The organism is Bacillus sp. FSL R9-9834, assembly GCF_038006905.1.
In the GTDB taxonomy this organism is placed as follows: Bacteria; Bacillota; Bacilli; order Bacillales; family Bacillaceae_G; genus Bacillus_A; species Bacillus_A pacificus.
Genome location: NZ_JBBOWD010000001.1, coordinates 1,370,239 through 1,391,407, shown reverse-complemented (window position 1 = coordinate 1,391,407; position 21,169 = coordinate 1,370,239). Strand labels below are relative to the sequence as shown.

20 protein-coding genes and 1 pseudogene are annotated in these 21,169 nt (G+C 34.7%); 4 read left to right on the top strand and 17 right to left on the bottom strand.

The genetic code is table 11. The features are described 5' to 3' along the window. Window positions 1-9: 9 nt before the first annotated feature. A pseudogene (locus MKY00_RS07240) lies at window positions 10-291 on the bottom strand (Spo0E family sporulation regulatory protein-aspartic acid phosphatase). A 336-nt stretch (window positions 292-627) separates the two neighbouring features. On the opposite strand from MKY00_RS07240, the gene MKY00_RS07235 reads away from it, so the two are divergent. Further along, on the top strand, window positions 628-1,398 hold the full coding sequence (locus MKY00_RS07235; RefSeq protein WP_016716945.1) for a divergent polysaccharide deacetylase family protein: 771 nt from the start codon (window positions 628-630) through the stop codon (window positions 1,396-1,398). A 67-nt stretch (window positions 1,399-1,465) separates the two neighbouring features. On the opposite strand, the gene cbpA is transcribed toward MKY00_RS07235, so the two are convergent. The 11 genes from cbpA to MKY00_RS07180 all read right to left on the bottom strand — a co-directional run bounded on the left by cbpA (window position 1,466) and on the right by MKY00_RS07180 (window position 14,144). Then, on the bottom strand, window positions 1,466-2,089 hold the full coding sequence (cbpA, locus tag MKY00_RS07230; protein WP_001264217.1) for a cyclic di-AMP binding protein CbpA: 624 nt from the start codon (window positions 2,087-2,089) through the stop codon (window positions 1,466-1,468). A gap of 125 nt (window positions 2,090-2,214) precedes the next feature. Further along, a complete protein-coding gene (locus MKY00_RS07225) occupies window positions 2,215-2,844 on the bottom strand; it encodes a class II aldolase/adducin family protein (RefSeq protein ID WP_000895997.1) in 630 nt (209 codons plus the stop codon). 248 nt (window positions 2,845-3,092) lie between these two features. Continuing rightward, window positions 3,093-5,411: an NEAT domain-containing leucine-rich repeat protein gene (locus tag MKY00_RS07220; protein ID WP_074585547.1), complete on the bottom strand. Its 2,319-nt coding sequence runs from the start codon at window positions 5,409-5,411 to the stop codon at window positions 3,093-3,095. Window positions 5,412-5,824: 413 nt separating this feature from the next. After that, a complete protein-coding gene (locus MKY00_RS07215) occupies window positions 5,825-6,607 on the bottom strand; it encodes a DeoR/GlpR family DNA-binding transcription regulator (protein ID WP_000117662.1) in 783 nt (260 codons plus the stop codon). Between the two features lie 40 nt (window positions 6,608-6,647). Further along, complete coding sequence (locus tag MKY00_RS07210; RefSeq protein ID WP_000862150.1) at window positions 6,648-7,832, bottom strand: saccharopine dehydrogenase family protein; 1,185 nt, start codon at window positions 7,830-7,832, stop codon at window positions 6,648-6,650. Further along, a complete protein-coding gene (gene phnW / locus MKY00_RS07205) occupies window positions 7,829-8,926 on the bottom strand; it encodes a 2-aminoethylphosphonate--pyruvate transaminase (RefSeq protein WP_016716943.1) in 1,098 nt (365 codons plus the stop codon). The genes MKY00_RS07210 and phnW overlap by 4 nt, the downstream gene beginning before the upstream one ends. Before the next feature lie 15 nt (window positions 8,927-8,941). Next, a complete protein-coding gene (phnX, locus tag MKY00_RS07200; protein ID WP_000687378.1) occupies window positions 8,942-9,736 on the bottom strand; it encodes a phosphonoacetaldehyde hydrolase in 795 nt (264 codons plus the stop codon). Window positions 9,737-9,906: 170 nt separating this feature from the next. Next, window positions 9,907-11,664: a putative 2-aminoethylphosphonate ABC transporter permease subunit gene (locus tag MKY00_RS07195; protein WP_000425511.1), complete on the bottom strand. Its 1,758-nt coding sequence runs from the start codon at window positions 11,662-11,664 to the stop codon at window positions 9,907-9,909. Next, complete coding sequence (locus tag MKY00_RS07190) at window positions 11,665-12,666, bottom strand: putative 2-aminoethylphosphonate ABC transporter ATP-binding protein (RefSeq protein ID WP_000006185.1); 1,002 nt, start codon at window positions 12,664-12,666, stop codon at window positions 11,665-11,667. Between the two features lie 20 nt (window positions 12,667-12,686). After that, a complete protein-coding gene (locus tag MKY00_RS07185) occupies window positions 12,687-13,763 on the bottom strand; it encodes a putative 2-aminoethylphosphonate ABC transporter substrate-binding protein (protein WP_000750887.1) in 1,077 nt (358 codons plus the stop codon). Between the two features lie 228 nt (window positions 13,764-13,991). Beyond that, window positions 13,992-14,144 carry a hypothetical protein gene (locus tag MKY00_RS07180; protein WP_000240799.1) on the bottom strand — a complete coding sequence of 51 codons (153 nt, stop codon included), beginning with the start codon at window positions 14,142-14,144 and terminating at the stop codon, window positions 13,992-13,994. A 148-nt stretch (window positions 14,145-14,292) separates the two neighbouring features. Here MKY00_RS07180 and MKY00_RS07175 point away from each other — a divergent pair, with 148 nt between their 5' ends. Further along, window positions 14,293-14,628 (top strand): DUF3905 domain-containing protein, encoded by a 336-nt coding sequence (locus tag MKY00_RS07175; protein ID WP_000725962.1) that lies wholly within the window; start codon window positions 14,293-14,295, stop codon window positions 14,626-14,628. 38 nt (window positions 14,629-14,666) lie between these two features. Here the strand turns inward: MKY00_RS07175 and MKY00_RS07170 are convergent, their stop codons facing one another. The 5 genes from MKY00_RS07170 to phaR form a co-directional block, all read right to left on the bottom strand. Further along, window positions 14,667-16,016 (bottom strand): TrkH family potassium uptake protein, encoded by a 1,350-nt coding sequence (locus tag MKY00_RS07170; protein WP_001204696.1) that lies wholly within the window; start codon window positions 16,014-16,016, stop codon window positions 14,667-14,669. Between the two features lie 23 nt (window positions 16,017-16,039). After that, window positions 16,040-17,233 (bottom strand): NAD(P)/FAD-dependent oxidoreductase, encoded by a 1,194-nt coding sequence (locus MKY00_RS07165; RefSeq protein WP_074585546.1) that lies wholly within the window; start codon window positions 17,231-17,233, stop codon window positions 16,040-16,042. A 95-nt stretch (window positions 17,234-17,328) separates the two neighbouring features. Further along, the gene (phaC, locus tag MKY00_RS07160) at window positions 17,329-18,414 is read right to left on the bottom strand and encodes a class III poly(R)-hydroxyalkanoic acid synthase subunit PhaC (protein WP_000206335.1); all 1,086 of its coding nucleotides are present in this window, start codon (window positions 18,412-18,414) and stop codon (window positions 17,329-17,331) included. Between the two features lie 82 nt (window positions 18,415-18,496). Continuing rightward, window positions 18,497-19,240, bottom strand: a complete 744-nt coding sequence (locus MKY00_RS07155; protein ID WP_000250412.1) for an acetoacetyl-CoA reductase — start codon at window positions 19,238-19,240, stop codon at window positions 18,497-18,499. 151 nt (window positions 19,241-19,391) lie between these two features. Then, window positions 19,392-19,874, bottom strand: a complete 483-nt coding sequence (phaR, locus tag MKY00_RS07150; protein WP_000566940.1) for a polyhydroxyalkanoic acid synthase subunit PhaR — start codon at window positions 19,872-19,874, stop codon at window positions 19,392-19,394. A gap of 198 nt (window positions 19,875-20,072) precedes the next feature. On the opposite strand from phaR, the gene phaQ reads away from it, so the two are divergent. Both phaQ and phaP read left to right on the top strand, forming a co-directional pair. Next, window positions 20,073-20,525 carry a poly-beta-hydroxybutyrate-responsive repressor gene (gene phaQ / locus MKY00_RS07145; protein ID WP_016716942.1) on the top strand — a complete coding sequence of 151 codons (453 nt, stop codon included), beginning with the start codon at window positions 20,073-20,075 and terminating at the stop codon, window positions 20,523-20,525. Between the two features lie 42 nt (window positions 20,526-20,567). Continuing rightward, window positions 20,568-21,092 (top strand): polyhydroxyalkanoic acid inclusion protein PhaP, encoded by a 525-nt coding sequence (gene phaP / locus MKY00_RS07140; RefSeq protein WP_000448589.1) that lies wholly within the window; start codon window positions 20,568-20,570, stop codon window positions 21,090-21,092. Window positions 21,093-21,169 lie beyond the last annotated feature (77 nt).

The window sequence follows — 21,169 nt, the reverse complement described above, 5'->3', positions numbered from 1 at the left end:
TAATTATACTTATTTCATAAAACCAGCCACAAGCATTCGCCAAAAATTACTTGATTTCCCTTCATACCCAATTTGAAAAATAGGTACCTTTATAATTGATAACCATTTTGGTGTTTGTTTTTCTTTATAACACTGGTACTGTAAAATAAGCTTGTCCAATTCTTGACTCACTTAAATCGTCTCCGTACTATTTAACCCACTCGTTAAACCTAATTGAATCATCTCTTCACGTTTCATATGAATATCACGTGAAAGCTTTTCTAATGTGTACTTCCTTTTTACAGTAAACATTCATATCCCCCTTATTATACTTCCATGCTCTCTACTTCACTTCTCCATTGAACTTTTAACTGCTTATCATATTTGAATTTGAAGAATCAGAAAATTTAACATTTTCTCCCTGTAATTTACAAATCTTTACCCTCACTTTGAGAATTATTACAAATTATTCTATCTTTGTAAATACATTCGCAATAATAGACAATTTTTTCATCTTCTTTTTTTACAAACACCAATTAAATAGCGGATTCCCTATTTTCCATATACTTTTCTTCGACATTTTTTGTTTAATTTATATAAAAACGCAAACCATAATGGTGATTGATAATATAGAAAGGAAATAGTTATATGCGCAAATATACGATTGCATTGCTTATTTTGACTATGTTTTTACCATCTTTCTTGTTTCCTGTTGAGACCAAGGCTCATACAAATAAAGTAGCTATTGTCATTGATGACTTCGGCAATAATATGAAAGGAACTGATAAAATGTTATCACTTCCTATTCCACTAACTGTTGCTGTTATGCCTTTTCTTCCTTCCACAAAGGAAGATGCGATAGCGGCTCATAAGAAAGGACACGAAGTTATTATACATATGCCAATGGAACCAATTAAAGGTAAAAAAGAATGGCTTGGACCAAAAGCAATTACAACTGATTTAAGCGACGAAGAAATAAATAATCGACTCGAACAAGCGATTCAAGAAGTGCCACATGCAATTGGGATGAATAATCATATGGGATCAAAAGTGACTGCAGACGAAAGAATTGTACGACTTATACTTGCAGCTTGTAAAAAACACGGTTTATTTTATTTAGATAGCAAAACAAATCCTAAGAGTGTCGTCCCAAAAATCGGGAAAGAATTAGGAGTGCCAATTATTGAAAATCAATTATTTTTTGATGACGTGTACACAGCGGCACATATTTCAAAACAAGCCCAATTACTCATTAAAAAACTTCAAGAAAAACCGATTATGGTAGCTATCGGACATGTTGGGCCTCCAGGTGAAATTACATCACGTGTTATAGAAACCTCTATTCCTAAAATTCGTGAACATGCAGATTTTATTTTTTTATCCGATTTAGCATTATCTCCGCCTCCTGTTTCAAAATAAGATTCATGACTCAAACTAAAAAAGAGAGCAATCTGCATATAGCAAATTGCTCCCTTTCCTTTTCATCTTAAATATAATCTACATGACTCACCCTGAATCCTTTTTTCTCTATTTTTTCGATTAATTGCTTTAATCTTTTTTCATTTAACTCATCTGTTATATTGACAATAACGCGGCGAATATATTGATCGCCGTTATCTAGCGTAAATAGTCCACCGATATGAAATGCTTTCAACAATGTCCCAAGTTCTTTAATCGTTCCCTTACAATCTTGTGTTGCAATCGTTAATATATAACCACCCGTCCGCATACCAAATGAATCCTCAATAACATCAAATATATTGGAATGAGTTAAGATGCCAACAAATTCATTATAATCATTTAGTACCGCTAAAAACGGCAAACGACGAATAACATAAAATGCTCTGAAAAAAGAGTCCTTTTCAAAAATAAATGCAGCGGAATCTTCTAGCATATGTTCCGTACTTAATTCCTCTAATCCACCATTACACTTCTTTTCTAAAAGATCCACTTTATAAATAATCCCCATGAATTTCTTTTCATCTTCTGCTAATACAGGGATTGCTCGAAATCCCGTTTCATTCATAATTTGCAGAGCCTTCTTACCTGAATCGTTCATTTTGCAAAATGTTACTTGCTGTTTTGGCAGAAAATGATATTTAACTCGCAAAATATGTTCCTCCTTACATGTCAACATGTAATCTATATATAATAAGGAGACCTATATTTTATGAGTAAAATTATTTTTAAAACGCTTTCATTCGTTTGTGGATTTGTAACGAAATCACAAACATTTCATATAACAGAACTCTTTGCGCCTTTTATCATTAACAATTTTACATGGTAGTTCATTAAATATTCTATACCCTCCAACCATTTTTTCGCGTATTCTGGAGTTTTTCCCCACACAATCATGCCATAATTATGAACGAGAACTACTCCTCCACCTTCACTAAAATTCGGAACATTATTTTCTAATAAATCAGCGAATTTTTTCTCATCTTCTACAATGGGAATTGTCATTTCTGTTATACCTTCTTTTCCAAAAACACGTTCCACGCTACGTTTATCGAATGTTACTTCCCCTTTTTCTCCATACAACTCTGATATTAAATGACTATCTACAGTCTGTACTTGTAAAATACATTCTGCACTACTTTTTTTATAAATATCTGCATGCATAAATGATTCCGCAGCTGGTTTTTCTTCATTTTCAAATACTGGTTCACACATACAGTTTACAACAATAAAATCTTCTTCTGAAAATAACCCTTTATCTCTTCCTTCAACGTTTACTAAAAAAGTTAACGGCTCTTTTGACGTACAAAGTGATAAGCTAATTTTTGTACCATAAAACCAATCACGAAGTGCTAGTTCAGATTTCACATCTTTTAATTCATTCCATTTCTTTAGAAAAAATAACATTTCGTCACCCCCGGCGTAATATTCATATAATGTTCGAATCCTTTCTATGTAAAAGGAGTATTTTTTGATTATTCTAAAAATTTAATTGAATTATCACATGAGAACGCCTTTTTGTCAATATAGTTTCACGTCTCTTCTTTAAAAAGGGCTATTCATATGTCTATACTCCTGTATATTGACTATTTCATTTTATACATAAAAAATACGTTATTCTTTTTCAATCAAAGAATAACGTATTTTCTCATCTTTTATTTCATTATTGCGTTATATAAGAACTGTGCATATTGTTCACGTGTTACAAAATCATCACCTAAAAAGTTTCCTTTTCCATCACCTTTTGATATGTTATTGTCCGCTAACGCTTTCACATATTCTTCTGCCCAATGACCAGTTGGTACATCATTAAAGTTCACTTTATTATTTTCATCTTCTTTTAGCTGAAATACTTTATATAATACTACAGACATTTCGTATCGAGTTAATACTCCATCTGGACGAAACTCCCCAGTACCATCTCCTTGCATAATTCCAGCTTGCGCAACTGTAGCAATATCTTGCTCAAACATATGTCCTTTCGTATCTGTAAATCTCTCTTTCTGCTCTATTTTATTTTCTAATTTCAAATACCTTTGTACTAAAGACGCAACTTGTCCACGAGTAATACGATCCCCAAATCCAAATTGTCCATTTCCATATCCCTTGAAAATATTTTCTTTCGCTAAATAATGAATTGCTTCCTCTGACCAATGTCCTTTTGGTACATCTTTAAATTCTACTACTCCTACTTTTTCATCTTCTTTAGAATTATTGTCTTCTTTAGAAGTGTTATCTTCTTTACTTTCTACCACATTTTGAATCACAGATCCTGTGAAGAAGATTCCTGTATCCGCAAATGGATCTTTTACACCAAATTCATATACTTTCTCACCTGGTGTACTCCACTTAACTGCATCATTACTATACGTACCACCTTCGCTCTTTAAACGAATTTTTGTAGAGATTTTACCATCTTTCTCGTATATAGGTACTTTTACTTCTTTATTTACTTCTGTTTCCTCTAAAAATACTTTTTGATTTTGAACATTGATATAGGCTGTTTTACTTAGTTCTATAACTGGTCGAACATCACGAATTTCATTTGCAACAAAACTTAAGAATACTAACTTTTTCAAATTGCTAGCTGGTGTTAAGTCTGAAATATAATTCGCTTCTAAATCAAGCTTTTGTAAGTTTACTAGACTTGATAATGGAGTAATATCCTTTAACTCATTGTTAGGTAAGTGTAATTGTTTTAACTGTGTCATCTTACTTAGAGGAGTAACATCTTTTATTTCATTTTTCCCGATCCACAATTCTTCTAATTGCTTCATTTGCTCAATACCGGATAAGTCTTTTACTTTATTACGTGTTAATACTAAGTCTTTTAAAGGTAATGAATATAACGGTTTAATATCTTCAATTTGATTACCTGCTAAAGTTAAGTATGTTACATTTTTCAACGCGCTTAATGGCGCAACATTCGTAATTTTATTATTTGCTAAATTCAAGTAATCTAGTTGTTCCATTTTCGCTAATGCTGTTACATCTTCTATTTGGTTGCCTGATAAATATAAACTTTTTACATTTTTCATTTCAATTAGTGGTGCAACGTTCGTAATTTTATTATTACTTAAATCAAGAGAATCTAAATTATCCATCTTAACAATTGGTGTTACATCTGAAAATTCATTACCACGTAAAGCTAAATGTTTCAATTGTTTTAAGCTCGTAAAGAATGATGGATCTTTTATCTTCGCATTCGCAACTGTTAAAGATTTTAAATTTGGCATATATTTTAATGCACTATAATCCAGTATCTCATTCGTATTTAAAAACAAGTCCTTTACTTGTAATAACTCTTCTTTCGTGATTGGTGTATTTAAATCTTTTCTATTAAATACCTTTTTATTAACAAGCTCTCTTAATTTATTATCTGTTATCATATTTTGATTATCAACTGGATGATCCGTCTCCGTATTGCCGGAATTAGAGTTATCATCTGGTTTCTCTGTTTCTTTGTCACCTACAGTTGGATCTTTAATTTCAAATTGAACTTGATATTTGTGATCATATCCAATAGCCGGAATAAGTATATGCATTTGCATATTGTGCTTCTTCTCAAACTCGCCAATTTCAAATTGAACCACTTTCGTTCCATTCTTCCTCTTATCTTCTGACAAAACTTTTACATCATGAAATACGCCAGGTTGGTTTTTATCCTCTATTCTAAGGTATTGAAAATAATCGCTATCTTGCATTGTTACAGTTACAATTTTTTTCCCGTCCGCAATCGTTACTTTAGGATCTTTTATATATTGAGAAACCATAGATGGCTCATCTTTTTGATCCTTATATATTTTAATCTCAGTATCGTATGTACGTTCACTAGCTGCCGCTACCGATTGGTTTGCTTCAATTTTTATTGCTGCTAACGCTGGAGTAGAGTATGCAGCAAATGGAATTGCTAATGTTGTCGCTACTACTAGCGCCTTCATATAATTTTTTTTCAAAATAATATCCCCTATCATATATAATCTTTATAATTGATAAACATTATCAATTACTCATAAATAAATGATAATGAATATCATTATCGATGTCAACGAGAATATTACATTAAATTTATATTTTTAAAGGTAAAAAATATAAAAGCCCTTTATTCAAAGAGCTTTTTTACCTATCGTATGAAGAATTTCATTTTTTTCCTTCTCATTGATGACACCAATTTTTTGCAAAATATTTGCATACAAGACAAGTTTATTATATATCCGTTCTGACATACTTCCCCTTCTTTCCTTCGACCAACTTTTTTTGTATTGGTAAATTATATGAAAGAGATGAGAAAATGTGTCCACTTTTTTTGCATAAATACAAAACTTTTATCCCGCTATTTGCAGGCAGTAGAACTCCCACCTCACAATCAGGTGGGAGTTCTACGTATTTAACAAATTGTCCATTGAATATTATGCCTTTTAACTTCCTCTTCAAAACTATAGGGCATTTTCTTATCACAAATTACATGTTGAATGCGCGAAAACGCTGCTATTCGGTAATTTCCTTTTACGCCTACCTTTGTATGATCACATAAAATATATGTTTTCTCTGCTAATTTCATCATCGCTTCTGACAGTTTCGCCTTTTCTAATTCAAAACTAGAAACTCCAAAACCAGGTAATAATCCATCAATCGAAACAAATGCTTTATGAAAATGAAATTGCTGGATAACTTGCTGCGAAATAGATCCTGATACGCGTGAATGTTTTGGAGAAACTTTTCCACCAATAAATAAAACTTCACCGTGAAACATCTTTTTATTAATAGAAGAAATTAATTGTGTCGCTACTGGAAATGAACTTGTTACAATCGTTAAATTTTTGCGATGTACAAGATATGGTACCATTTGAAGTGGTGTACTTCCGTCATCAATCGCAATAACATCTCCATCTTCTACAAATGTTGCTGCTTTATACCCAATTCGCTTCTTCTCTTCTATATGTAGCATCTCTCGTTCTAACATTGGTGCCTCTATTCCAGCTCCCGGAAGTTGGACGGCTCCACCATACACTTTCTTCAACTTCTTTTCACGATCCAATTCTTCTAAATAACGACGAATCGTCTCTGTTGATACAGCAAACTCTCTCGCTAATTCTGAAACTTTTACCTTCCCTTTAAACTCTACCTTCTCAAGAATGGTTCGCTTTCTTTCTTCACCTACTACAGACATAACCTCACCCCATTGATTTCTACCTCATACACTGCCTTACTTATACAAAGTTATAACTTTCCTTTTCAACGAAAACTTCCTCGTGAATATGAATACCACGCTTTTTTAGTTCATCAAAAATAATTTGTGGTTTGACAAAAGCTTCCTCGGGTGTCACAACACCAACTTTATTTACATTCCCTTTTGCGATTAGCTCTGTAGCAATCCCAAATGGAATACCGACGTTTCTCGTATAAGCTCTTAATTTTTCCCATCCTACAACAGATCCATCAGATAACGGGTGTGTATGATATAATACACGTCTTTGTTTCTCATTATTTTTCATACCTATTACTTCTACATGAAGTGCATAACCGTAAATCTCTGTTTCTTGTCCTTCTTTCGATTGCAATAAATACTTCGCAATACAATCCATTATGCCGATTTCTTTTCCATTTATTTCAACTTGATCATTACGCAATATACCGTAATCATACAATGCACGTACGAGCTGCATATTTTGCTTTGGCCAAGTTCCTCTCGTCTCTATTAGTTTAACGCCTTTATTTTCTAATGCTTTTGCTAATGTAATCGTTTCAGAATGCGGTATGATATACTGCGTTGTCTTACCATAAGGCGCCGGTAATTCAATTTCTCTTGGACGCGCAAACGGAGGCACTTGCTTAAACTCACCATCTTCATACACTGTACGCGATGGCAAATGTGGATCATATTCATATGTCGTTGTTTCTGTAATGGATGCAGAAAAAGCAATGGGACGATACGAACCATGACTTACACGAACTGACTCTACAGTATGTAACTGATTTGCCGCATACATCGCCATCATTTGCGTTACACCTGGCGTCATACCAAACCCAGGTAAACATGTTTTTCCGTTTTGAACAAATATAGAATGCGAATCATTTTCTTCACCAAATCCATTTAAATTCACACCGTGACAACCTGCTTCTGCAATACATCGAGTAGATAATCCATTTAACTTAATTGTTGTACCATCCATTACAATGTCATAGCCCTTCATTTTTGCAACCGTATCCTCATGATTCGTTACATCTACTTTCACAAAATCAACGCGAGGATCGTTGAGCCATTCTACTACTTTAAGCCCCTCTTCTTCGTTAAAATCTGCTACTGTAATCGTCTCAAAAGATGAAAATTGCACTAAATCTAAAATTGCTTCACGACAAATTTTACCTGCTCCACCTAAGCAAAATACTTTCAACCTATAACAACTCCTTTAGCGATACTATCAACTAAGCGATTAATATCTGCCTCATGTACATCACCGATATTTCCAATGCGGAATGTATCTACTTTTGAAATTTTACCTGGATATATAACAAATCCATCACGCTTTAATTCATTGTATAATTGCTCAAAATCAAACCATTCTTCTGGATAAATGAAAGATGTAATAATAGGCGATTGATATTTTTCATCTACTAGTGGCTTAAATCCGATTTCTCTCATTCGATTCACTAATAGTTTTTGATTGTTATCATATCGATTGTAACGTGCTTTTACTCCGCCCTCTTTTTCTAATTCAAGTAGTGCTTGATAAAAAGCGTGTACAACATGTGTAGGTGATGTAAAACGCCATTTTCCATTTTGATTTTCCATCATTTCCCATTGATCGTATAAATCTAAAGATAATGAACGTGCCTGCCCTTTACATTTCAACAATTCATCGCGCTTTGCAATAACAAATCCGAACCCTGGAACCCCTTGAATACATTTATTCGCACTACTAATTAGAAAGTCAATTTGCAACTCAGCGATATCTATTTCAATACCACCAAAACTACTCATTGCATCAACTAGTGTTACTTTTCCGTATTGCTTCCCTAAATTACATACGTCTACAATTGGATTAATAATACCTGTCGTTGTTTCACAATGGACAATTGCAATATGTGTAATCTCTTTATCTTGTTGTAATATCTTTTCTACTTCTACAACATTAGTAGGCTCCCACTCTTCTGTTTGACTTACCACCACATCTATATGTAACATCTCTGCCATTTGTACAATTCGCTTACCGTACGCACCATTTGTACAAACAAGCAACTTTCCATTTTTAGGAATAACAGAACCAATTACTGCTTCAACTGAAAACGTACCGCTTCCTTGCATAAGAACAGTCGTATATTTCTCTTCTTCCTTCGTTGCTAACGATACAAGTTTAGCTCTTACATCTTGCACCATCGTGTTATATTCAACATCCCACGTACACCAATCGTATAGCATAACTTCTTTTACTGTTTTTGTTGTCGTTAATGGTCCTGGCGTTAATAATAAGTAGTGATTTTCAGTCATGATCCTCTTCCCCTTTTATGAAATAATAAGTTGTTGTTTCTCAATATGTTCCATTACGGTTTCAAGTTCTTGCATCGTTTCAATCGTAAAGTGCGCTCCATTTTCAACAAAGCGATTACGAACTACTTCTATTTTTTCACGAAGCTCTACTGGATCCATATTCTCCACTTCCTCTTCACTTAAGCCGAGTTCGCTACTACCAAGAATTACACCAACTGTCCACATACCAGCATTTCTTCCCTCTTTCATATCTGATACCGTGTCTCCAATTTTTATCATATGATTCATCGGGTATACACCAAGTTCCATCGCATTTTTATAGCACATCCACGGATATGGACGCCCAGCAGGAACATCATCTGGTGTTACAAGAAAATCAGGTTTATATCCTTGTAGCGCTGCTTCTTTTGCTACAATGTCCATCATCTCTCTCGTATAACCAGTCGTTGAACCAATTTTAATTCCTCTTTCACGCAAAGAAGCAATCACTTCCTTTACTCCATGAATTGGCGACGCATAGCGCGGTAAAATAGTGAAGAGAATCTCTTCAAATTCTTCATACATCTCCTGAATGTCTGTTTCTGTTGGTAATTGTCCAAAAACGCGATTCCACTCACTCGCAATACGAGGCATTTCTGTTAGCGCCCTTACATGATCAATTTTTAATAATCCCATTGGTTTACGAGCTTCTTCTGCTGTAATTACCACACCGCGTTTATGGAAAATCTCCATAAATACTTCCAGTGGTGCAAAACATCCGTAATCAACTGTCGTACCTGCCCAATCAAAAATAACTGCTTCTATTTTCATACAATCCATCACCCTTCTTATTTATCCCGCGTTAACGGGCAGTAAGATTTCCCCCTCAAAATTCGGCTGGAGCAAAAAAGTTAAGTGGGAGATCAACTGCCCGTAAACGCCCGATTGGTTCAACTAATAATCAGTGGGGGAGGAACCCCCCCACTGATTAAAGTTTCACTTTATCTTTTTTGCCATTGTGAAGTTCGGTTACGAAGTGCTTTCGTTCCCCATTCATATACAACTCTTACTACAATATTTGTAACAACAATAAGTACACTCATTGCAGCTGCTGGCGCTACATTTCCTGCATCATCCATATTTACGATTGATACGGCCGCTAGTTTAAAATCAGCTGCGTATAAGAATACAACCGCTGACACAGTTACCATCGAATTTACAAAATAGTACATGACCATTTCTAAAATTGCTGGTAAGCACATTGGTACCGTTACTCTAAAGAATGTTTTATAAAACGGAATGCCCATCGACTGCGAAACAAGCTCAAACTCTCGGTCTAATTTCTTTAAAGCAGTCGTTGCCGTAACGAATGTTACAGAATAAAAATGAATGATATTGACTAGTACTAACACAGCGATTGTTCCATATAAAGAATGAAACGGATTCGTTACTGATAATCCAAGTATTTGAATCGTTGGTTGACTAAAGAAAAAGACGTATCCCAATCCAAGTACTAGACCTGGGATTGCTAAAGGTACAATTGAGAAAAAATAGCCTGTTTTTCGGAAAAACTTTAGCTGATTTATTTTTTCAATCGCATATGCGAACATAAATGTTAAAATTGCCCCAATAACTGCTGTTACCGCTGATACAATTACACTATTTTTAAATGCTTCAAGTCCATCTCCTGTTAAACTCGAAAAATTAAAATGTTCAAATGTAAAACTCATATTATATGGCCATACTTTCACACTTGCCGCAATACCAACTGCCACAAATAAAAGAATAATCATAAATGTAATCACACTACAATATATGAACGAGGCTACATCTCTTTTCTTATTAGCCGTTATTCTATATGGCACTGCTTTTGAAGATAAGAAATTTGCCTGCTTTCTTTGCGTAATACGATCAACTGCAAACGCAAATATAGCTGGGATTAATAAAATCATTCCGACAGTTGCACCCATCGGCATATTTTGTTGTCCAATTACTTGTTTGTATACATCAGTAGCAAGTACATTATATTGCCCACCAACAATTTTTGGTGCACCAAAATCAGTAAAACTAAGTGTAAACACAACAAACATCGCACTAATTAATCCATACTTTACACTAGGTAAAGTAACAGTGAGAAATTGCTTTGTTTTACTCGCTCCCAACATATTAGAAGCTTCGTATAAACGATAATCAGAACCTTGGAAAGCAATTAATAATATAAGAAATGCTTGCGGAAATGTATACATGACTTCAGCCATTACAATTCCTACTGGTCCATATAAAGGGATTTGTATGCCTTCAAATAAACCAAACATCCCTTTCGTTACTAATCCTTGATTACCAAATAAATATGTAAGTGCGATACCATGCATCATCGTTGGTGCGAATAATGGTAACAACGCGACATATTGAAATACACGCTTTCCAAATACATTCGTACGAGCGATTGCATAGGCGTAAGCGAAAGCAAGTGCCACTGCAATAATTGTTGTCACGCCCGAAATCCATATCGTATTTTGTAATGATTGAACTAATGTTGGGGTTGTGAAATATTTACTGAAATTCGCAACACCAATGAAAGCTCCATCTTTATCATAAAACGCTTGTGTAAACAATTGTAATAGTGGCAATACAAGCATAATCAAAAAGGCAAGAATCATACCAATAATTAATAGTCTTTGTATCCATTCTTCTTTACCGATACGTCTCTTAATCTTTTTTTTCGTACTTTCTACCTTTAAATTTTCTAACATCTCCATCTATACAACAACCTTCTTTCCATATGACAACATATGATTTTCTGAGAAAGAGATTTGAATCGGCTTTCCTTTCCTAATAGCTGTTTTTTCTACTTCTGATGCCAATATATCTACAACGATTTTCTCATTATATAGATGCGTTTCCTCATCTATAACGCGCACTTCTGTCCGGTATACAGATCCGCGAAACTCCATGCTTTCTACAATTGTTTTCATACCATTATTTTGTACGACTGTTACATGTTCCGGACGAATTGCATGTTCTTCGTTATTTTTCGAAAAGAAATTAATAGAACCAATAAAATCTGCCACAAATGGATTGGCTGGCCTTTGGTAAATCTCCTCTGGTGTGCCAATCTGCATAATTTCCGCATGATTCATTACAACAATTTTATCAGCCATCGTTAATGCCTCTTCTTGATCATGCGTGACCATAATAGTTGTCACTCCTACTTTTTCTTGCAAATCACGCATTTCTCTACGTAACTTTTCACGTACTTTTGCATCTAAAGCAGATAACGGCTCATCGAGTAACAAAATATCCGGAGACAGAGCGAGTGCACGTGCAAGTGCTACTCGCTGCTGTTGTCCACCAGACATTTGAGCAGGATATTTATCTTTTACATTCAGTAAATCAACTAGTTCTAACGCCGATAGCGCCTTCTCTTTTACTTCTGCTTTTCCATACTTTTTTGTCTTTAAGCCGTATTCAATGTTTTCAAGTGCTGTTAAATTCGGAAATAACGCATAGGATTGAAACACCATTCCGAAATTCCTCTTTCCAGGAGGTAATGCTGTAATATCTTTTCCATTCACAGCTATACTACCTGTTGTCGCCTCTTCTAGCCCTGCTAAAATTCGAAGCAATGTTGTTTTCCCACAACCACTTGGGCCTAATAAACATACAAACTCATTTTTTTTCACAGTAAAAGAAATATCTTTTAACGCTGTAAATGCATCAAACTGTTTTTGAATGTGTTGAATTGATAAATATTCGCTCATTTTTTCTCTCTCCCACTCACTTACTTTTTCGGTTCTGCTTTTTGGCCAAACTCTTTTTCCCATTTTTCTAAAATTTTGTCACGATTTTCTGCTGCCCACTTAAAGTCGTTCTTTTTGTATAACTTTTCCGTCACATCTTTAGGGAATCCGTCTGGAAGTTTATAATCATTTTTAATTGTCGCAAATCCATTTTTCTCGAAGTATAACTTCATTACATCATCAGTAATTGCCCAATCTAAAAATGCTTGCGCTAATTTTTCATTTTTTGCATTATCTTTTTTAATAAGTGCGTTCGCTTCTACTTCCCAACCTAATCCTTCTTTTGGCAATACAACTTCAACTGGTGCACCTTTTTGTTTCTCTTTCAAAGCACTATAAACCATCGATACACCAACTGGATATTCACCCGCACCCGCTAATTTCGCTGGTTTTGAACCTGAATGAGTATAAGTTGCCATATTATCATGAAGTTTCTTCATGTAATCCCAGCCTTTATCTTCACCCATAATTTGTAACCATGCAGAAACTGTTAAAAATCCTGTTCCAGAAGATGCTGGATGTGGCATAACAAGCGTTCCTTTATACTCTGGTTTCGTTAAGTCTTCGTATGATTCTGGCATCGGTAAATTTTTCTTCTTTAATTCTTCTTTATTTATAGCAATCCCCGTCATAAATGCAGTGTTTCCTACCCATTTTTCTGGTTGTTTATCATCTTTAAATTGCGGTAAAACGCGATCCGCTCCTTTTGGAGAGTATCCTTTTAACATATCTTTTTTATCTAAAGCTAATAGACTTGAAGCTGCAGTTCCCCATACAACATCTGCTTGTGTATTTTTTCCTTCAGCTAGCAATTTCGCTGTAATAACTCCAGTTGAATCACGAACAATATTCAGCTTCACATCTGGATATTTCTTTTTAAAAGAATCAAGATAAATTGGTACAAGTTCTTCTTCAATTGCTGTGTAAACAGTTAATGATCCAGATAATTTATCATCTTTTACTTTTGCCCCAGCACTTTCTTCTTTCTTTGCACCACACCCCATTAATAACGAAAATACCATTCCAGTTGCTACAGCTTTAAAGATTGTTTTTTTCACTGTCTCTCTCTCCTTTTACAAATCTTATGTACAACTCAAATATAAACAACTAGTGTAAAAGCAGTATTAAACCAACATTAATCTTTTGTTTGTTGTTTGTTTTTGTGTAATACGTTGCTACTTCTATGTTTTTTCGCATTTTTCTGCTAATAATGAACACTAAATTTACAAATAATTAAAAAAACCTTTATAATCCCACAAAAAAGTGAGGCGTTTGTAAAAAACGCCTCACTTTTGTTTACCTTTTTTTGAATTACGATTTGCATACTTCGCGCTATTTTCTCCTTCATACTCTAATGCAAATTCTGCATCTGGTAAGCTTTCTTTCGGAGTTTTATTATTGTTGATTGCCGCATTTTGTTTCACTTTTCTTTTTACCAATACATTCACCTGCTCTCAAAAATTCACTTTCTACTCTAGTTTGAAGCAAGCTAAAATAATTATTACTGGCAAGTGTTAACAAGTACATAAGAACTGCTAGATGGAAATACTACATATGAAGAAATCATAATAAAAAGGAGCTCTTATTTTGAAGAAGAAAGATAAAATCCAGTCACCCATTTTAGATGAAACGCTCCCGCATCAAATGAATTTCCCATCTTTTAAAGGAACAGGAAAGAAGATGCAACAACCTTTCATAAATCAATATGACGTCGTAATCGGGGATAGTAAATATGATTCCGAGAACAGTCCACTTCACAATTGGAGTGATGATGTAGACCCTGCCATTATGGCTGGAGAAGAATGGATCCATCCTACAAATGATATTGGGTGGATTTCAGAAGAAAATCAAGAGTTACTAAAAAAAGAAGGAGATAATAAGAAGGATACTTTTATGCATCCGCAATTTGGCATTAACGACTAAAAAACCATTCTACCTAACATAGGTAGAATGGTTTCATACTATCCAATAATAATTCTCTCTTTCGGGTATTTATAGCGAGGTGGCTGTTCTCTTCCACCACTAGCTAGTATAAATGTTAAAATACCGACACGCCCGATAAACATAAGTACAATGAGTACAAGTTTACCAACAGTTGTTAAATCTGGCGTAATACCTGTCGATAGGCCTGTCGTCCCGAAAGCAGAACAGACTTCAACAATTAAACTCATAAGCGGTACATTTTCCGTAATAGATAAAATAAATAGTGCTGTGGCACATAATAAAATCCCCATTGTCATAACGACAGATGCTTTCAGCACATCCTCTTCATGTAGCTGACGTTTGAAGACTCTAACCGTTCTCCCGCCTCTTGCAAAAGTGTATAGTGACAATATACTAACAGCAAATGTTGTTGTACGTATCCCGCCCCCAACCGAACTTGGAGATGCTCCTATAAACATTAATATACTCATAAATAAAAGCGTCGGTTGTGACAATTCAAGTATATCCATTGTAGCAAGTCCACCGCTTCGCGTCGTCACAGATTGGAATAGTGTATAGAAAACTGTTTCATGCCATGACTTTCCTGCTAAAAAATGATTTCGTTCTAGTAAAAAAATCATAATCGTTCCAACGACCACGAGCGCAAAAAATGTTGTTGTCGTCAATTTTGTAAATAACGAAAAACGAAATAGTTGCTGTCTCCTTTTACTAAGGAATTGTTTCACTTCCATTAATACAGGGAAGCCGATTGCTCCTAAAATAATAAGTAACATATGAATCATTTGAACAATGTAATCTTTTTTATACGGAATTAGCGATTGTCCTGTTAAATCAAATCCGCCGTTCGTAGTTGCACTAACAGCTGCAAAAAAACCGTGAAAATAAGCTTCTTGCCAAGTTGGAAAGTAAAGTAAGAATCTTGTACCTAATAATATTGCTCCAATAAGCTCTATTGAAATAATTACAATTAAAATAGAACGCATCAATTCTACAAGACCTGATAAATTCCCTTGGTTATGGTCTGCCATAATCAGTCTTCTTCTCTGCAAACCAATCTTTTTTCCTGTTATAATCCAAACGAATGTACCTAGCGCCATAATTCCTAAGCCGCCCAATTGTAAAATAAGGGCTAAAATAATAATTCCTGCCGTAGTAAATGTATCTGAAATCGTAACAACAGACAGTCCCGTAACACTTACCGCACTAACAGATGTAAAGAGGGCATCGATAAATGTCCATTTCACATCAGCCTTTGTAACAAACGGTAAACTAAGTAATATTACCGATACAACTACTGCTAATAAATAAAACAAAACAATGAGTTGTACAGGACGCAATTTTTGTAAAAACTTTTTTATATCTCTCATTCCATCACTTCGCTACCTTTTTTCTATCGATTAAATAAAGAAAAATCTTCACTTTCTTTATTTGTAAATAACTGCTCAAATATTTTAGCAAATACCATTCCATACACAGTTCCATTACCTCCATATGGCAATGCATAAAATAAATTATGTATCTTATTATCTTCTTTTAAAATAGGGAGACCATCATGACTACCGCCAAATGCTGCCGCCCAATAGTACTCCGCCTGTATATCTTTATACTGCGGGAACATCTCTTTTATAATGTTAATAAGGACATCACGCTTATGCAATAATTTCGTATCACCGATTGTTTGAATTTTCATTGCTTCATCCAATCCACCTACAATAATACGATTTTCATACGTCCTAAAATATAAGTAAGGCCTTGCTGTTTCCCAAATTAATGATTGCTCATGCCAGCCTTCAAATGAATCTACCTTATTTGTCACAACTGCATATGATGTTTCCACTGTTGTATTTTTTTCTTTCTTTCCGAAAAGTGCTTCATAACCCGTCGCCATAATAATATTCTTTGCTACAATTTGATTTCCTGTTTTCGTATAACAAATTAAATCATTTTGACGTTTTTTTATATGTATGGCCTCTGTATGTTCATATATAGTAGCACCCATTTGATTTGCTTTATGCAAAAGGCTATGCGCTAATAAATACGGATTTACCTCAGCATCACCATGTGTATATAATGCCGCTTGTCTTGTAAAAGGATACCGTTCCTTAATATCAGATGCTGTAAAATACTCAACTGGAAACTCATAATTCTGTAACATTTTGTATTCTTCTTGTAAAAATGAGACATCTTCACTTTTACTTGCATAATATAAACTACTTCGCGGAATAAACTGGGGATCAATATCGAGAGTCGGTACAACTTTCTCCATTGTTCGTAACGCTTCGTAACAAAGCTTATATGCTCGCACCCCTTTTTCTTCGCCAAATGTATGGATAAGTGAGGTTAACGATTTATCATGAAGAAATTGTAATAACCCTGTATTAGCAGCTGTGCTGCCACATGAAATCATATTTTTTTCAATAAGTGTAACACGCATTCCCATTTTCGCTAACGAATACGCTATTTGAGCACCTGCTTCGCCACTTCCAACTACAAGCACATCACATATCATATCATTTTCTAACGATGGATAACAAGGCATAGAAGCTCCTGTATCCCAAAACAACTTACCAATCATAAGCTTCATAATTATACTCCTAAAATATAAATTTCTCCTTCCTATGTTTTGTTATTTTACATAAAAAAATCCAACTAACATATGCTAGTTGGATCTTTTTATTTTTACTTAGAGCGCTCGTCAAGCCAATCTCCAATCGTCGGATACGTTTGTTTTACCGCTGTTCCACCGTAAACAATCGACATATGTCCCGTTGGTAAACATACATATTGTTTATCTGTGCTAGAAATATGATCTAGCAACGCTTCTACTTGGCACGGCAGGGCGATATGATCACGTTTCCCTGAAATATTTAAGACATTCGCCTTAATATTTGCAAGGTCTACCTTTTGTCCGCGAATAACGAGTTCACCTTTAACCAATTTATTGTTTTGATAAAAATCACGAATCCACTGTCTGTATGATTCACCTGGGAACGGAATGCCATCGCCAACCCACTTTTGAACTAACCTCCAGCTTTCAACGAAGCGCTCATTCTCTGAACGATCTACTAAAGCAACATATGGACCAACAAAGTTCGTAATTGGTTTTAACATTTTGTTTCCGAAATCAATCATTTCTGGCGGAATATTTCCAAATGTATCAACCGCTTTATCTAGATTGAAGTATTTCTCATCTAATAAAGGACCATATAATCCTGTTTCAGAGAAATCAAAAGGACTTGTCATAAAGATTAGGTTACGAATTGGCATGTGCGGATGAAGTGCCGCATAAATAGAAGTTAGCGTTCCCCCCATGCAATAACCAAGTAAAGAAATCTCGTCCGATTTTGCAGTTCGCATTACTTTTTTCACTGCTTTTGCAATATAATCAAACACAAAATCATCAAATTTCAAATGACTATCTTCTAAACCAAATGTGCCCCAATCAAGCATATACACATCAAAACCACGGTCCACTAGATATTCCACTAAACTATTTCCAGGAGTTAAATCCATAATATATGGTTTATTAATAAGAGCATATATTAATAGAATTGGAACTCTTTGTGTTTTTTCTTGTTTTGGAATGTAGCGATAAAGCTTCGTCTTATTCTTCGTCCAAATAACCTCTTTCGGCGTTAATCCTACTTGTGGCTCTGGTTCACGTAATAAAATTTCACTCGCCCTTTTCACTCGGCGATATGCTTTTCGGTACTCTTCTGGGTATAGCTCTAATTGCTTTTCCCATTCTGTTGCGAATGTAGTCATTTTTCTATCTCCTTTTTGGTCAATTTCCTTCTAAAAAAAGAAGTGCATTCCTGCTATGGATATGCACTTTTTTCTTACTTCATTACATATATAATCCGCCGTTAATGTTTAATTGCTGACCTGTGATATAAGCACCGTCACGGCATAGGTATACTACACCTTTTGCAATTTCATCAGCTTGACCAAAACGTTTTTTCGGGATTTTAGCGACGATTTTTTGACGTACTTCTTCTGGCACTTCTGCTACCATTTCAGTATCAATAAATCCTGGGCAAATAGCGTTTACAGTTACATTTGTTTTTGCAAGCTCTAATGCTAATGATTTTGTAAATCCTAGCATACCTGCTTTCGCTGCTGAGTAGTTTGTTTGTCCAAATCCACCCGCTTGACCAATAATAGAAGAAATGCTAATAATTCTACCTTCTTCCGCTTCCGTTATGTATGGAAGTACCGCGCTTGTCGTATTAAACACACTGCTTAAGTTCACGTCAATTACGCGTTCCCAATCTTCACGATTTAACTTTTTGAATGTACGATCTCTTGTAATACCAGCATTATTAACAAGAATATCAACTTTACCAAAATGATTCACTGCTTCTTCCACAAGTCGGTTTGCGTCTTCTACTTTAGAAACATCTGCTTGAACTGCATAAACGTCATGTCCTTCTTTTCCTAGTTCATTTACTAAGTTTTCAGCTGCTTCTTTACTGCTGTTATAGTTAATAACAACTTTTGCGCCCTCTTGTGCTAACGCTACTGTGATCGCTTTTCCAATCCCTTTTGCCCCACCTGTTACGATTGCTACTTTGCCATTTAATTGAACCATTTCTTTTCCCCCTTAAATGAATTTGTGAACGACTATTATGAATCATTTTGGTACTCATACTATGGAGTCCCTATATAATTATGTTTCGCTGTTTATACATAGAAAAGAGATTCTCCCTTTCTCTTTCATATGTTATAAACAAGCGCTATTATCACTTTTTATTTTCTGGCTTATTCGTAGGTTTTACTTCTTCTTTTACAGGTTCTTGTAGTTTTGCTAGTACTGCATTTTGCTTTTCTAGCAATTCTAAAATTTGATCAACTTTCGTTTCTAATGTGCGAATATCTTGTTTTACTTTCGTAACATCGCGCTTTAATGTAGGAGCTTGTCCTACTGACTCTACCTTATCTTCTAGAAACTCCTCAATGTTATCCACTTTATTTTCTAAGTTAATAACAAGCGTAGCCACTCTAGCGATATCCTCTTTCGTAGGCACATTCACCTGCTCTAAATAATTTTTTGTCGTATCATTTAATGCTTTTTGATAAAACAAATTCAAATCTAGAACGCTGCCCATCCAAGCAGAATATTCTTCTGTTTTAATTGTTTCATTGAGCGCTTTTCCCCAAAATGTTTCGGTTTGTTCATAAGCATTTTTCCATGCTTGTAGTGGATCGAATTTTTGATCAATCACTTTACCTACACTCCCTTTTTCGTTTTTGAAACAATTCAACCTATTCATTATTTTCTAATATTCTGAATAAAACTTCAAGTCTATATTTTATTTTTTTCTATTTTCTAACAAATGTATTGACTTTAAAAACAGATAGGTGTAAATTGCACTTATAAGCAAAAAATTCCATCTAACTGATTCATGAGGTGATGCACAATCATGCTACATAATGAACCAGAACAACGCGAAAGTTTGGAGAACAACCAAACAAAACAACCAAACTCCATGCCAAAAAACTTCTTAGTTCCCTTCTTACTTCTATGTCTAAAAGACTGGAGTCTTCATGGTTACAAACTTATTCAAATGCTAATGGATATCGGCTTTTCTTCTGTTGACCAAGGTAATGTCTATAGAACACTACGCAAATTAGAAAAAGAAAACCTTATTTCTTCTACTTGGGATACAAGCGAAGGAGGGCCAGCAAAAAGAATTTATTCTTTAACTGAATATGGAGAGAAATATTTAGCAACATGTGCAACTTCTTTTGAGCATTACCAAAATATGCTGCGAACGTTTTTCACGTTATATACGAACGCATTCTTTCCATTTGCCACTTCTCCAGAAAAGGATGAAAAGGATTCTTCATCTTCACCTGGTGGTACAGCAGAGTAATCTGCGTTCACAATATGCAAAAAAACATTTGGGGGTCAAACAATGGAAACTAAACCATACGAATTGGTCGATGCATTTTGGAAAAACTGGTCTCAATCTCTTTCCCTTTTCTCTTCAGCTGGGAAACAATTAGAGCAACTTACTTTAGAAACATTAAAACAACAACAAGACGCTTTGCATAAATTAACATCAGGAGTAGATGAACTGGAAAAAGAACTGCAACAATTCACTACTCAATTCAATAATCAATATACAGATTACGTGAAGCAATTAACAGGAAACTCCTTAAATGATCAAATTAATGAGTGGCAAGACAAGTGGAAAGAACTTTCTGCTCATATGCAACAGCTAACTGTTTCTCCTACAAAAACATCTTTGTCTATCCTTACTCAAACAAGCGGTCAATTTGAAGAAACAACGAAGCAATTTATTGAACAACAACAATTACAACGTGAAGAGGCTCAAAAACAGTTAGAAGGTTTTTTGGAAGATTTCAAGACAAAACAGTTGGAACTCGCAAAAAAGTTCGAGGAAAACTCAAAAAATCTATTTACTTCCATCAAGTAAGAAAAATGTGGGAGCTAACTGCAGCACAAACAAAACTCTTTCTTCCTCCTACTACATCAAGATGGCTAGCATTTTTC